General features: G+C 54.0%; 12 protein-coding genes. 11 read left to right on the plus strand and 1 reads right to left on the minus strand.

Annotation, left to right across the window (positions count from 1 at the left end):
• The first annotated feature begins 243 nt into the window (after positions 1 to 243).
• Entirely contained in the window at positions 244 to 978 is a 735-nt protein-coding gene (locus CUC53_RS17510) for an SDR family oxidoreductase (protein WP_100295306.1), read from the plus strand.
• Between the two features lie 77 nt (positions 979 to 1,055).
• Here CUC53_RS17510 and argR read toward each other — a convergent pair whose 3' ends face one another.
• Complete coding sequence (argR, locus tag CUC53_RS17515; RefSeq protein ID WP_100295307.1) at positions 1,056 to 1,526, minus strand: transcriptional regulator ArgR; 471 nt, start codon at positions 1,524 to 1,526, stop codon at positions 1,056 to 1,058.
• A 201-nt stretch (positions 1,527 to 1,727) separates the two neighbouring features.
• Between argR and CUC53_RS17520 the strand changes: the two genes are divergently transcribed.
• The 10 genes from CUC53_RS17520 to CUC53_RS17565 form a co-directional block, all read left to right on the plus strand.
• A complete protein-coding gene (locus CUC53_RS17520; protein ID WP_100295308.1) occupies positions 1,728 to 2,468 on the plus strand; it encodes an ATP-binding cassette domain-containing protein in 741 nt (246 codons plus the stop codon).
• Between the two features lie 25 nt (positions 2,469 to 2,493).
• Complete coding sequence (locus CUC53_RS17525; RefSeq protein ID WP_100295309.1) at positions 2,494 to 3,231, plus strand: transporter substrate-binding domain-containing protein; 738 nt, start codon at positions 2,494 to 2,496, stop codon at positions 3,229 to 3,231.
• A gap of 3 nt (positions 3,232 to 3,234) precedes the next feature.
• Positions 3,235 to 3,885 (plus strand): arginine ABC transporter permease ArtQ, encoded by a 651-nt coding sequence (artQ, locus tag CUC53_RS17530; protein WP_100295310.1) that lies wholly within the window; start codon positions 3,235 to 3,237, stop codon positions 3,883 to 3,885.
• 2 nt (positions 3,886 to 3,887) lie between these two features.
• Positions 3,888 to 4,550: an arginine ABC transporter permease ArtM gene (gene artM, locus CUC53_RS17535; protein WP_100295311.1), complete on the plus strand. Its 663-nt coding sequence runs from the start codon at positions 3,888 to 3,890 to the stop codon at positions 4,548 to 4,550.
• A 220-nt stretch (positions 4,551 to 4,770) separates the two neighbouring features.
• A complete protein-coding gene (mdh, locus tag CUC53_RS17540) occupies positions 4,771 to 5,706 on the plus strand; it encodes a malate dehydrogenase (protein WP_100295312.1) in 936 nt (311 codons plus the stop codon).
• Between the two features lie 225 nt (positions 5,707 to 5,931).
• A complete protein-coding gene (cueO, locus tag CUC53_RS17545; RefSeq protein ID WP_100295313.1) occupies positions 5,932 to 7,713 on the plus strand; it encodes a multicopper oxidase CueO in 1,782 nt (593 codons plus the stop codon).
• A 159-nt stretch (positions 7,714 to 7,872) separates the two neighbouring features.
• Positions 7,873 to 8,979 carry a 1-acyl-sn-glycerol-3-phosphate acyltransferase gene (locus CUC53_RS17550; protein ID WP_100295314.1) on the plus strand — a complete coding sequence of 369 codons (1,107 nt, stop codon included), beginning with the start codon at positions 7,873 to 7,875 and terminating at the stop codon, positions 8,977 to 8,979.
• Positions 8,980 to 9,278: 299 nt separating this feature from the next.
• On the plus strand, positions 9,279 to 9,749 hold the full coding sequence (locus CUC53_RS17555; protein WP_100295315.1) for a NanQ anomerase/TabA/YiaL family protein: 471 nt from the start codon (positions 9,279 to 9,281) through the stop codon (positions 9,747 to 9,749).
• Positions 9,750 to 9,919: 170 nt separating this feature from the next.
• Complete coding sequence (locus CUC53_RS17560) at positions 9,920 to 11,119, plus strand: acetate kinase (RefSeq protein WP_100295316.1); 1,200 nt, start codon at positions 9,920 to 9,922, stop codon at positions 11,117 to 11,119.
• A 611-nt stretch (positions 11,120 to 11,730) separates the two neighbouring features.
• Positions 11,731 to 13,632: inverse autotransporter beta domain-containing protein (locus tag CUC53_RS17565; protein WP_157798317.1), on the plus strand; the 1,902-nt coding region annotated here is incomplete at its 3' end.

Raw genomic sequence — 13,632 nt, forward strand, 5'->3', positions numbered from 1 at the left:
GGGCCGATTGTAGCTAAACCATCTGCGGCACAACAGTGAAGGGAGTGCACCTTTGGCACTTTGATAGCAGAAACAGAAAATTCTGACGCGGCGTGTAGATGGTCTCACGGCGCGAGTAGGCTGAGGCCCCTGTGGACGGCCGGTCAATGAGCTAGCAACGCCGAAGCGCTGATGGTAAATCTCATCGCCTAGCTATGGCTTGGTTTACCGTCAGACAACGTAACGAAAATGGGAAGGGAAACAATGAGTAAGAACGTGTTGATCACTGGTGCAAGCAGGGGAATTGGGGCCGCGACAGCCCGTTACTTGGCTCAGCAAGGCTATCAAATCTGCCTTAACTACCGCCATCAACAACAGGCAGCAGAAGCGCTGGTGGCCGAGATCCAGTCCCGTTATTCGGTCTCTTGTCTTGCGGTGCAGGCCGATGTTAGCTGCGAGGCTGACGTGCTCAGGTTGTTTGCCAACATGGATGAGCAGCTTGGGACGATCACCCACCTAGTCAACAATGCGGGGATCTTGCAGCCACAAATGAAGGTGGTGCAGATGAGTGCTGAGCGCATCAACCATACCTTGACCACCAATGTCACCAGCTATTTTCTCTGCTGCCGTGAAGCGATTCAGCGGATGGCACCTGGCAGCGCCATCGTCAATGTCTCCTCGGCAGCCTCGCGCCTCGGGGCGGCGGGGGAGTATGTGGACTACGCGGCCGCCAAAGGTGCTATTGACACCCTAACCAGAGGGCTAGCACTGGAGGTGGCCGCACAGGGGATTCGGGTTAATGGGGTACGGCCCGGTTTTATCCATACCCAGATGCACGCCGATGGGGGCGAGCCCAACCGCGTGGAGCGCCTTAAAAGCCAGATCCCGTTACAGCGAGGTGGCGAGCCGATTGAGGTGGCGGCGGCGATCGCTTGGTTGTTATCAGATGAAGCATCGTACGCCACCGGCACGTTTATCGATCTGGCGGGGGGACGTTAGGCGACCGAGTGTGGGCTGTGGCAGGAGGGCATCGACCAAGCGGGTAGACTGGGTGAGTTTACCCGCAGCCAAAATACTTAAGGGGTCTGTTCAAATAGCTCAAGTGCGGAGAGATAGAGCTCTTCAATATCGGTGTCGCTGGTCGGGGTAATAAAGATGGTGTCATCACCGGCGATGGTGCCGAGAATCCCCTCGGCTTTACCAAGCGAGTCGAGCAAACGGGCGATAAGCTGGGCCGCGCCGGGGCTAGTGTGAATCACGACCAAGGCCCCGTTATGGTCGATATCTAGCACCAGATTCTTGAGTGGGCTGGCAGTGGTGGGCACTCCCAGTTCAACCGGCAGGCAGTAGACCATCTCCATTTTGGCATTACGGGTGCGAACCGCGCCGAAGCGACTGAGCATCCGCGATACCTTGGATTGGTTGATGTTTTCAAACCCCATCTCTTGCAACGCGGTAACGATCTCGGCTTGAGATCCGAAACGTTCCTCTTTAAGCAATGCTTTGAAGGCCTTAGCCAATTTTTCTTGCTTGTCGTTATGTTTCATCTTGCACTCACGAAGGAGAAAGTGTGGCTGTCTGAGGGATTCAGACGACAGATACGAACAGCGCCGCCATTTTGCATTCATATGCTTTTTTTTGCAAGGAATCGGCCTTTATGCTGCATATTGATGCAAATTTAGCTTGCTTGCCGCTTAGGTCAGGTTAAAATCAGGACGAAATTTTGCAAACTTATTCAATTGAGCTGTATGAGTATTGAACTGATTGGCATCGAAAAAGCGTGGCACGAGGTGCCGGTGCTACAGCAGATACGTTTTTGCACCGCACCGGGAGAAACCCTAGTGCTCCTGGGCCCAAGTGGTGCAGGTAAGAGCTCCTTACTGCGGATGATGAACCTGCTAGACACCCCAGATGCGGGGGTGCTGCGCATCGCTGATTGTGAATTTACCTTCCCCTCCCCCCTGACTCAGGCGGAATTTAACCGTCAGGCGCAGCTATTGCGTCGCCAAGTGGGCATGGTGTTCCAGCAATACCATCTGTGGCCCCACCTTAGCGTGCTAGACAACCTCATCGAGGCGCCGATCAAGGTGCTGGGCATGAGCAAGACGGCGGCGATAGCCAAGGGGCGGCAACTGCTGGCGCAGCTGCAATTAGCAGATAAGTGTGATGCGTGGCCTGCCCGCTTGTCGGGCGGCCAGCAGCAGCGCGTAGCGATCGCCCGCACCTTGATGATGGACCCCCAAGTGCTGCTGTTCGACGAGCCGACCGCCGCCCTCGACCCCGAAATCACCAAAGAGGTGGCCGAGATTATCCGCCACCTCAGCCACACCGGCATTACTCAGGTGGTGGTCACCCATGAAGTGGAATTTGCTCGCAAAGTGGCCAGTCAGGTGATCTATCTGGAACAGGGCAAGATCATCGAGTCTGGCTCTGCCGCTATTTTTGATGCGCCGCAAACCCGTCGGTTTGCCGAATTTTTAATGAATTAATATTCAAAGTAATGAGGATGTTGTGATGAAAAAGAGTCTGTTACTGCTGGCTGTGATGGGGCTACTGAGTAGCACGGTGCACGCCAAAGAGATCAAATTCGCGACCGAAGCGACTTACGCACCGTTTGAATACCTTGATGATAACAACCAGTTTCAGGGCTTTGACATCGACTTGGTCCGCGCCATCTGCCAACAGGTCAAGCTGGAGTGCAGCTTCCACAATCAGGCCTTTGATAGCCTGATCCCTAGCCTTAAATTTCGGCGTTACGATGCCGCCATCGCGGCCATGGATGTGACCCCAGAGCGGGCCGCCCAAGTCGATTTTTCCGATATTTATTATCAAAACTCAGCGGTATTTGTCGCGAAGAAAGCGGCGTTTAGCGGCCCAGAAGCCTTAGTGGATAAGACCGTGGGCGTCCAAAACGGCTCTTCACATCAATCGTATCTGGTGGATAACTGGGTAAGTAAGGGATTGCTCACCGTGCCTTATGCCAGCTATCAAAGCGCCTTTCTTGACATGATCAATGGCCGCACCGATGGGGTATTTGCCGATACCGCAGTGGCCGCTGATTGGCTGAAGCAACATCAGGAGTATGCCGTCGTCGGGACCCCCGTCACAGATGCGAAATACTTCGGCACGGGCTTTGGGATCGCCGTCGCCAAAGGCAATCAAGCGCTGCTGACTCAGCTCAACAAGGGGCTGGCCGAGATCAAGGCCAATGGCACCTATCAGCAGATTTTTGACAAGTATTTTGCGCAGTAAGCCATGCTGAGCCTGTTGTTGGATGCCGCCTGGATGACCCTCGGGCTGGCCTTGGCATCACTGGTTGGCGGCATGGTCTTGGCGCTGCTATTGAGCGCCGCCGAGCTTAGTCAACGGCGGATTCTGGCGTGGCCGGTGGTATTGCTGACCACCCTGATCCGTGGTTTGCCTGAGCTATTGGTGGTGCTGTTTATCTATTTCGGCTCGACCCAGCTGCTGTTTTTGATCACTGGCGAGTACGTGGAGTTCAGCCCGTTTGCCTGTGGGGTGTTGGCGCTCTCGTTGCTATTTGCCAGCTACGCCACCCAGACGCTGCGGGCCGCACTCAATGCGGTGCCGCTTGGTCAGCGGCAGGCCGCGCTGGCGCTTGGCTTGGGTCGCCACCAGATCTTCTTGCGGATCGTATTACCGCAAGCGTGGCGCCATGCCCTGCCGGGGCTGGGTAACCAGTGGTTGGTGCTGTTAAAAGACACGGCGTTGGTCTCATTGATCGGGGTCAACGAGATGATGCGGCAAGCGCAAATGGCATCTGCGAGCACTTACCAACCTTTTACCTGGTATGCGGCGGCGGCCCTCATCTATTTGGCGATCAGTGTGCTGAGTGAATATGGCCTGAGCCTAGCGGCTCGCTATACCCGCCGTTACGGAGGTTAATCATGCAGGATTATGTCGTGACCTTGTTAGGTGGGCTGATGACCACGCTGGAGCTGACCCTGTGCAGCTTGCTGCTGGGCATTGTGCTCGCCACCGCCATGACCTGGGTGCTGGAGCGGCAGCTGCCAGTGGCGACCCAGCTGGTGCAGTTGTGGGTGTTGATTTTTACCGGTACGCCGCTGCTGATTCAGATCTTCCTGATCTATTACGGGCCGGGTCAGTTCGAATGGCTAAAACAGAGCCCGCTCTGGGTGCTGCTCAAACAGCCTTGGTTCTGTGCCGTGCTTGCGCTCGGCCTTAATACTGCCGCTTATTCAACCCGGTTGTTTAAAGGGGCGCTCGATACCATCCCCGCCGGAGAGGTGGAAGCGTGCCGCGCCCTCGGTTTCTCGCCGCAGCAAACCTTGTGGCTGAAGGCCCGCCATGCCGCAAGGCGGCTGGTGCCGGCCTATTCCAACGAGGTGATTTTAGTGCTCAAGGGCAGCTCGCTGGCCAGCACGATCACCATCATGGATGTGATGGGGTTGGCGCAGGGGCTCAATGCCCAGACCTACGACACCCTCGGGGTGTTTGGGGTCGCTGGGGCCATCTATCTCACCCTCAATGGATTGTTAACAATTGGTTTTCGCTGGTGCGAACGGCGGGCATTGGCATTCCAGGCTTAGTTGAGCCCCTTGCGGCGTTTTATGCTGAGGGAAAAGCCAAAAAACTGTGCTTTTCCTCCTATTTTTCCCATTTGCTTCCTTTTTTTGCTGCGGCGTGTTTCGTGGGTCACAGAACCCATGACCGCAACTGTTATCAGATTGTTTTTTATAGGGCGATCCTTTAAGGTTGGGCGCACAACAAGGAACAACCATAAACCTACGCTTAAACATGGAGTTGAATATGAAAGTTGCCGTTCTGGGTGCCGCTGGTGGCATCGGTCAAGCCCTCGCTCTGCTGTTGAAAAATCGTCTGCCGGCTGGCTCCGAACTGAGCTTGTATGACATCGCTCCGGTCACCCCGGGTGTGGCGGTCGATCTCAGTCATATTCCAACCGACGTGGCCATCAAAGGCTTCTGCGGTGAAGATCCGACGCCTGCGCTGGTGGGTGCCGATGTGGTGCTGATCTCTGCTGGGGTCGCCCGCAAGCCGGGGATGGATCGCTCTGACCTGTTTAACATCAACGCCGGTATCGTCAAGAATCTGGTCGAGAAGTGCGCGGCGACCTGCCCGCAAGCGCTGATCGGCATCATCACCAACCCGGTCAACACCACCGTGGCCATTGCGGCTGAAGTGCTGAAAAAAGCCGGTGTCTATGACAAGCGTCGCCTGTTCGGGGTCACCACCCTGGACGTGATCCGCGCCGAGACTTTCGTGGCAGCGGCCAAAGGGCTGAACATCGACAAAGTGCGGGTCAACGTGATCGGTGGCCACAGTGGCGTGACCATTCTGCCGCTACTATCCCAGATTGATGGCGCTGACTTCTCTACAGAAGAAGTCGCCGCCATGACCAAGCGCATCCAAAATGCCGGTACTGAAGTGGTCGATGCCAAAGCAGGTGGCGGTTCTGCCACCCTCTCCATGGGTCAGGCCGCGTGCCGTTTTGGTCTGTCACTCATCAAGGGCCTCAAGGGCGAGAGCAACATCATCGAGTGTGCTTATGTGGAAGGGGACGGCAAGCACGCCACCTTCTTTGCTCAGCCCATTTTGTTGGGTAAAAACGGCGTTGAAACCGTGCTCGATTACGGCAAGTTGAGCGCGTTCGAACAAGAAGCAATGGATGGCATGTTGGCCACCCTGAAAGCGGACATCCAACTCGGGGTCGACTTCGTTAAGTAAGCGCCGCCGCTCCCTCGCTCGCTACCATGCCGTTCAGTGTTCACTGGGCGGCATTTTTATTGGCGCTGCGTATTTGTTAGGTTACCGATCACGGTGCTGCCGCACGGCTTGATGGGACCACAGATCAGCAGCTCATACTGCCCCTCGTTTGCCCCCTTGACCTTGCCATAGGGTCAGTGCTTAGCCTTGGCTGCCCCCCCCGCTCTCACTTACGAGGATTGAATCATGTATCGCCGCCACTTTCTCACCTACTCTGCCGCGTTAGGGGCCGCGTCCCTGTTGCCTTGGGGGCGCCATGGCTTTGCCGCAGAGCGACCCAGTTTACCGATCCCCGCTGCGCTCGCCCCTGACCGAGAGGGGGTGATTCAACTGAACGTTCAAGCCGGTGAGATACACTGGCGTCGTCAGCCAACCCAAAGCTGGGGCTATAACGGCCATTTGCTGGGCCCAACGTTGCGGGCACGGCGAGGGCAGACCGTGCGGCTGCAGATCCATAATCAGCTGATGGCAACCACCACAGTGCACTGGCATGGGTTAGAGGTGCCCGGTACGGCGGATGGCGGGCCACAAGCCACCATTGCACCGGGCCAACAATGGCGCACCTCCTTTCAACTCGCCCAGCCGGCGGCGACCTGTTGGTATCACCCTCATACCCACGGCCAAACGGGCCAGCAAGTGGCCATGGGCTTGGCGGGGCTGTTTATCATTGATGACGATGAAAGTGAGCGGCTGCCGCTGCCAGCGCGCTGGGGCATTGATGATATTCCGGTGGTATTGCAAGACAAACGGCTCAATGCCCACGATCAGATCGACTATCAGTTGGATGTGCTAAGCGCAGCGGTCGGCTGGTTTGGCGACATGATGCTCACCAATGGCGCTGAATACCCAACCCATACTGCACCCCGTGGTTGGCTGCGGTTACGGCTGCTCAATGGCTGTAATGCCCGCACGCTCAAGCTAGCAACCAGTGATCAGCGAGCACTCTATGTGATTGGCAGCGACGGGGGCTTGTTAGCTGAGCCGGTCAAGCTGAGCGAATTGGCGTTACTGCCCGGGGAGCGCTTTGAGGTGATGGTTGATGCCCGCAACGGCAAGCCGTTTGATCTCGTCAGCTTACCAGTCCAGCAGATCGGCATGACGCTGACACCGTTCGATAACACCCTGCCCTTATTACGCATCCAACCTTCGTTGCTCAACGGCCAAGGATCGCTGCCTGATAGTCTGGCCACGCTCCCAGCGCTGCCTGATTGGCAAGGGTTGCCCACTCGCACCTTGACCTTATCAATGGAGCCGGAGCTTGATCGGCAAGGTATGCAGGCGCTGGTGGATCGTCATGGGCAGGCGGCCATGGCCGGCATGAGCATGGATCACGGCGCCATGACCGCGCCTAAACAAAGCGCCGATAAGATGGCCAATATGGCAGGGATGGATCACAGCTCCATGGCCGCGCCTAAGCAAAGCGCAGATAAGATGGCCATGGATCACAGCGCCATGGCCGCACCTAAGCAAAGCGCCGATAAGATGGCCAACATGGCGGGGATGGATCACAGCGTCATGGCCGCGCCTAAGCAAAGCGCCGCTGAGATGGCTAACATGGCAGGGATGGATCACAGCGCCATGGCCGCGCCGGACACCAGCCCCAGCGCAGACTCGCTCGATCTGCAAAATGGCAACCGCATCAATGGCCAAGCGTTTGTGATGGATAGCCCTCAGTTTGCCGTTAAGCAGGGACAGACCGAGCGCTGGATCATCTCAGGGGAGGGCGACATGATGCTGCACCCTTTCCATATTCATGGCACCCGTTTTCGGATTCTCACGGAGAATGGTCAACCCGTCGCCCCCCATCGGGCTGGTTGGAAGGATATCGTGCGGATCGAAGGGGGGCGCAGTGAAGTGCTGGTGCGCTTTGACCACCTAGCCCCCAAGGAGCGAGCCTACATGGCACACTGTCATCTACTAGAGCACGAAGATACCGGCATGATGCTCTCCTTCACCGTCGAGGCCTAGCCGAGCTAGCCCTGACGGGCTATCTCGCTGTTTTTTAAGCTAGCTCTCACTATCTGATAACGTTACATCCCGCTAACAGAGAAATATGTGTAAAATTGCGCCCTGAATTTCTTCGACCAACCGAGTTGGTCGCATCTTCTTACCAGCAAGGCTGACATTGTGACAGAAGTAGATAGATTCGCGGACATTCGCCCTTATCGCGACGAAGAAGTACCTGCCGCCATCGAACGACTGATCCAAGATGATGAGTTTATCGGTGCCATCGCCAAGTATCGTTTCGGCTCGCTAATGAGCTGGCTGGGGTGGGCACTTCGCCCATTGATCCGCCAGTTCTTACGCTATAAGTGGGCGAAAGTTACCACTATTCATCAAGTGCAAACTGGGGTTGCTCGTTACATGTCGCGGATGATTGCCACCTCGACGGCAGGGGTGACCTTCTCGGGACTGGAGCACCTGAAAAAAGAGCAAGGGTATCTGTTTGTCTCGAATCATCGAGACATCGCCATGGACCCTGCGTTTGTTAACTGGGGCTTGCACACCCATGGCTTTGATACCGTGCGCATTGCCATCGGTGATAACTTGCTGCGTAAACCCTGCGCCACCGAACTGATGAAGCTCAACAAAAGTTTTATCGTTAAACGCTCGGCCAAAGCGCCGCGGGAGATGATGAAAGCACTCGGCGAGTTATCGGCCTACATCGGTGAGTCGGTGCGCGATGGCCACTCTATCTGGATTGCCCAAAAAGAGGGGCGTGCCAAGAATGGCGATGACAAGACCGATCCCGCCATCCTCAAGATGTTCTATGTCGATGGTAAAAAGCAGAAGATCGAGTTTGCCGAGTACATGAGCTCGCTCAATATTGTGCCGGTCAGCATCAGCTATGAACTCGACCCCACCGACAAAGCCAAAGCCCGTGAGCTGTACGAAAAATCGGTGAACGGCAGCTACGAAAAGGGCGAGTTCGAGGATATCGCCAGCATCGTGGCCGGGATCGTCGGCCAGAAAGGGCGAGTGCATGTCTCTTTCGGCGCCCCTGTATGCCAAGGCTTTAGTAATCCTGAGGAGCTGGCGGCGCTGATCGATCAGGCCATTTGGGGCAGCTACCGGTTGTTTCCCAACAACTACTTGGCGGCCGACGTGACCGCTCACGCTAACGCCAGCGAACAGGCCGCATTCCAGCGTCGCCAAGCGGAGGTGCCAGCAGAGCATCAGCCAATTTGGCGCGCCATGTATGCCAAGCCGGTGGAAAACGCCAACAAGGTGTAAGGCCACAACACGACCACAGACAAGATAAAAAAACGGGAGCAAATGCTCCCGTTTTTGCGTCTAGTCAAAGTTACGGGGGGGATGCTAGTGAATAATATGGTTTCAGCTGGTACAAAAGCGCGTTAATGGAAACCGAGTGACGCCCTGTAGTCAATCACTCGGTGGTAATGCCGATGTTGGCAGATAAATCACCGTCCTCGATAACCGGGTGCGGCCCAACAGTGACCTCGCTAACAGCATCGGGGCTGACGATGTGGCAAGCTGATGAGCCAATCCCAGCACCTAGGACATATGCACAGATGATCATCGGTAGCCTGAACACCTTAGCTCGTACGCCACTGCCCGCCCCGCTAGATCGCATCATGGTGGAGGTTGTGCAAAGCCTCGCCCATTGGCGGGATGCCCCAGTGGGGAAACATGAGATCGCAGGGCTACAGCTGTTTTGCCTCGTGAGTGACGATCTGACCGAGCCGGTCAACGCGCGCCGTGGCGAGTTTCATCAGCAGTATCTCGACATTCAGCTACTGCTGCGGGGGGAAGAGTGGATTGGGGTCGGTCCCCACGACTATCACCCGCAAGAGGCGGATCACCCTCACCCCGATCTTTGGTTAGTCGATACGCCACAAACCAGCTATGTGGCACTGCAACCTGGGGATTTCGCGATCTTCTGGCCGGGGGAATTACATCGCCCACTGTGTACCCACACCGAGCCCACCAAGATCAAAAAGCTGGTGGTGAAGGTACACCGAGATCTGCTCAGCGACGGCTAGTACTAAACAGTGATGTTTGGCCTCACTTATCTTCGCCCGTGTGCCAGCTCTTGAATTAAAAAATTGGCTGCCAATGGCTGGCGGCCATCCACCCCCAGCAGGGGAATCCCATCCATCGTGGATGACTCGATACTGTCGGCAACATGCCGAAACACAGGAAGATGTAGAACATGAGCAAGTTGGTATTGATCCTTAACTGCGGTAGCTCTTCCCTAAAATTTGCCGTCATGGACGCCGAAACCGGCCAAGACCAGCTGTCCGGTCTGGCCGAGTGTTTCAATCTGGATGATGCACGCATCAAGTGGAAACTCCACGGGGTCAAGGGTGAGGCGATGCTGGGGGCCGGTGCTGCGCACCAAGCAGCCCTAGATCACATCGTGGATCATATTCTGCCCCAAGACCCGATGCTGGCCAGCCAGCTGGTAGCGATTGGCCATCGTATTGTCCATGGTGGCGAGCAGTTCTCTCGCTCCGTGCGCATTGATGAGCGGGTGATTGCCGGCATCGAAGCCGCGATTCCGTTCGCACCGCTCCACAATCCAGCTCACCTCATCGGCATTCGCGCGGCCCTCAAGGTGTTTCCAGCGTTGGCCAACCACAACGTGGCGGTATTCGACACGGCGTTTCATCAGTCTTTGCCAGAGCAGGCCTATCTTTATGCCCTGCCCCACTCCCTTTATCGTGAGCATGGCATTCGTCGCTACGGCGCCCACGGCACATCACACCGTTATATCGCCCAAGAGGCGGCGCGCGCACTGGGCAAGCCGCTCAGTGAGCTCAACATCATCAACTGCCATTTGGGCAACGGCGCATCCGTCTGCGCCATCAAGAATGGCGAATCTGTTGATACCTCCATGGGGCTGACGCCGCTGGAAGGGCTAGCCATGGGCACCCGCTGTGGTGATATCGATCCCGCCATTATCTTTTTCATGCACGACCAGCTGGGTTACAGCATCAATCAGATCAACCACACCTTAACCAGAGAGTCTGGCTTGCAGGGCTTGACCGAGGTGAGCAGTGATTGCCGCTATGTGACCTCACACTACGCCAGTGACGCAGGTGCCAAGCGAGCGCTAGATCTGTTCACCTACCGGGTCGCCAAATACATCGGGGCCTATACCGCCGCGTTGGATGGTCGTTTCGATGCGCTGGTGTTCACTGGGGGGATTGGTGAAAACGCCGCCATGGTGCGGGAGATGGTACTGGCGCGGTTAGCACTGTTTGGTTTCAAGGTCGATAAGGAAGCCAACCACGCCGCCGTGTTGGGAGGAGAGGGCCGCATCACCAGCAAAGAGAGTCGGATGGCGATGGTCATCGCCACCAACGAAGAGCTGGTGATCGCCCGTGATGCCCTGAGCTTGGTGGAGTAAGTTTAGCTGAACGCATCCAGTCCAAAACTGGAACTGTCGATCAACTTCCCCGACCGACTGGATGCCCATATTAATCTGTGATTGGCATTAGCAGCGGAACTAACCATGGCAACAATGGTCTTAATCCCTGCCACGCCCGTCAGTTAGCAAAACATGTCATGCTGGCCAACAGGTTATGCACTCACTTTCTTGATTGCTCCCGAGGGGATAGATAACGGGTTTCATCACAGGCCACGGTGTCGCAGCTAACCAACTACGACACCAATTAGGCATCTTCAACGCCCCACACCAAGAGAGATTTTTCCTACTAACTCAAAAGATTTATCCTACATACCAACGGTATTTTTCCTACATAAAAATATTATTTATACGGTTAATATCTGTGCCATAAAAAGCTGAGTAAAAAACCTACTTTTTATTAGACTTTCTTCACTCGAAGAGAGTTTTTTCTTTGTAGAAATCACGGCTAATGTTAACCAAATTTCAACAACCCATCAGGGTGGTTTTTATTTACAGTAATATTTTAATGTTAAGTAATAATTAAAATGCACTTACCTAATTTTAGGTCTAATCGCTTATGACGTTGCTTGTTGCTGAGGAAGTTATTTAATATGTTTAAAAGAAGTCGCATTTATCAATTGGTATGGACATACCTTTTTATTGGTCACAATACCGCACTGCCTGTGGTTTATGCTGCTAATGCAATATTAGATACCAATAATAATTCTGAGCAGACATCGGTAAAGGTTTATTCTATTAAAGAAGGCGATAGTTTAGATTCAATTGCCAAAGCGCATGGTATTTCTGTGCATATGCTGCTTACCATCAATAAAAGTGATGTGGCTATCAATCCAATTATCATTGGTCAGGAAATTAATGTGCCACTGCACATTGCCTTGCCTGATATGGCAGGCAACCGTACTTTAAAAATCACGGATAATAAAGAACAACAAAAGTCTATTGCTGATTATACAGCTCAACACTCTAGTCGCATTGCTGGCCAAATGGCGCAAAGTCAGCTGGCTGAGCAAAATGAAACACTGGCTGATCAAATTGCTCGCCAGACTTATAATAATGCAAATTCTGAAAGTATCGGCGCTGGATATGGCGCTAAGCAAGAAATCGATTTTTGGAAGCGCCAAGCGATTAGTGGTTTTGAAGCTGAAGCAAATCAATATGCGTCTGAGCTGGTTGGCAGTGGTACTGCTAAAGCCAAAATTGCGCTTGATGATGATCTCAATATTGCAGATTCATCTGTTGATCTATTAATTCCATTTGCTGAAACTAAAGCCAGAATGCCATTTATACAAGGTGGCGTCAGGAAATCTAGCAACGACAACGTGACCGCGAATATCGGTGTGGGGCAACGCCATTTTCTTGATGAGTGGATGTTGGGTTACAACGCATTTTACGATCAAGATTTCACCGCCAAAGCGTCACGTGTTGGTTTAGGTGCTGAAGCATGGCGCGATGAGTTTAAGCTATCTTCCAATGCCTATATGCCTGTGAGCTCTTGGCAAGAGTCCGACAATATTGAAGATTACAGTGCTCGTGCTGCAACGGGTGCTGATCTTAATATTGAACAATATTGGCCATCACATCCTGAACTTTCTGGTTCATTAAAAGTTGAGCAGTATTTTGGTGATAATGTCGATATTCTCGGCAGCCATAAATTAGTCAAAGATCCGCATGCATTGACGGTCGGCTTAGGTTATCAACCGATCCCCTTGGTGAAATTTGATGCCAGCCATACCGAAGCTTCGGGTGGTCAGCACAATAACCACATAGGCGTTAATTTAGAGTGGCGTCTCGGCGAGTCGCTCAACAGTATGCTCGACAGCACTAAAGTGAATAAATCACTGCAAGGTATGCGTAATGACTTAGTCACACGTAATAACCAAATTGTGCTTGAGTACAGCAAAATTCAGACGCTATTTGCCTCTTTCGAACGCGGTCAAATAGCAGGCTTTGAACTGACTCCATTGGTATTACCGCTCACAGTGCAGAGCAAATATGCTATTGCTGAAATCATTTGGCAGAGCCCACTGTTTGACAAGATGGGAATATCGGCAGCTCAGTTGCATGGCGCAGACCTTAGAACATTAAACTTAGCTGCCTTGCCTGCCTTCGAAGAAGGCGGTAACAACACCTACGGCATTACCGCTATCGTCCGCGACATTAAAGGTAATGAAACAAGTGCTTACATCAGCTTCGAACTGCAAAAAACGCGGATTGAGGGAAGAAATCCGAATGAAGATGATGACAAAGATGGTCTGACGAATGGCCGAGAAGCTGAGCTTGGCACCGATCCGGACAAGAAAGACACCGACGGTGACGGCATTGACGACAAGACCGAGGTGGACAACGGCACCAACCCGCTTGACCCGAACGACCCTGTAGTTGATCCAACCGGTGACCGCGATGGCGACGGCTTGACCAACGGGCAAGAGAACCAGCTTGGCACCGATCCGGACAAGAAAGACACCGACGGTGACGGCATTGACGACAAGACC

Origin of the sequence: Aeromonas cavernicola, from assembly GCF_002795305.1 — a bacterium.
GTDB lineage: Bacteria > Pseudomonadota > Gammaproteobacteria > Enterobacterales > Aeromonadaceae > Aeromonas > Aeromonas cavernicola.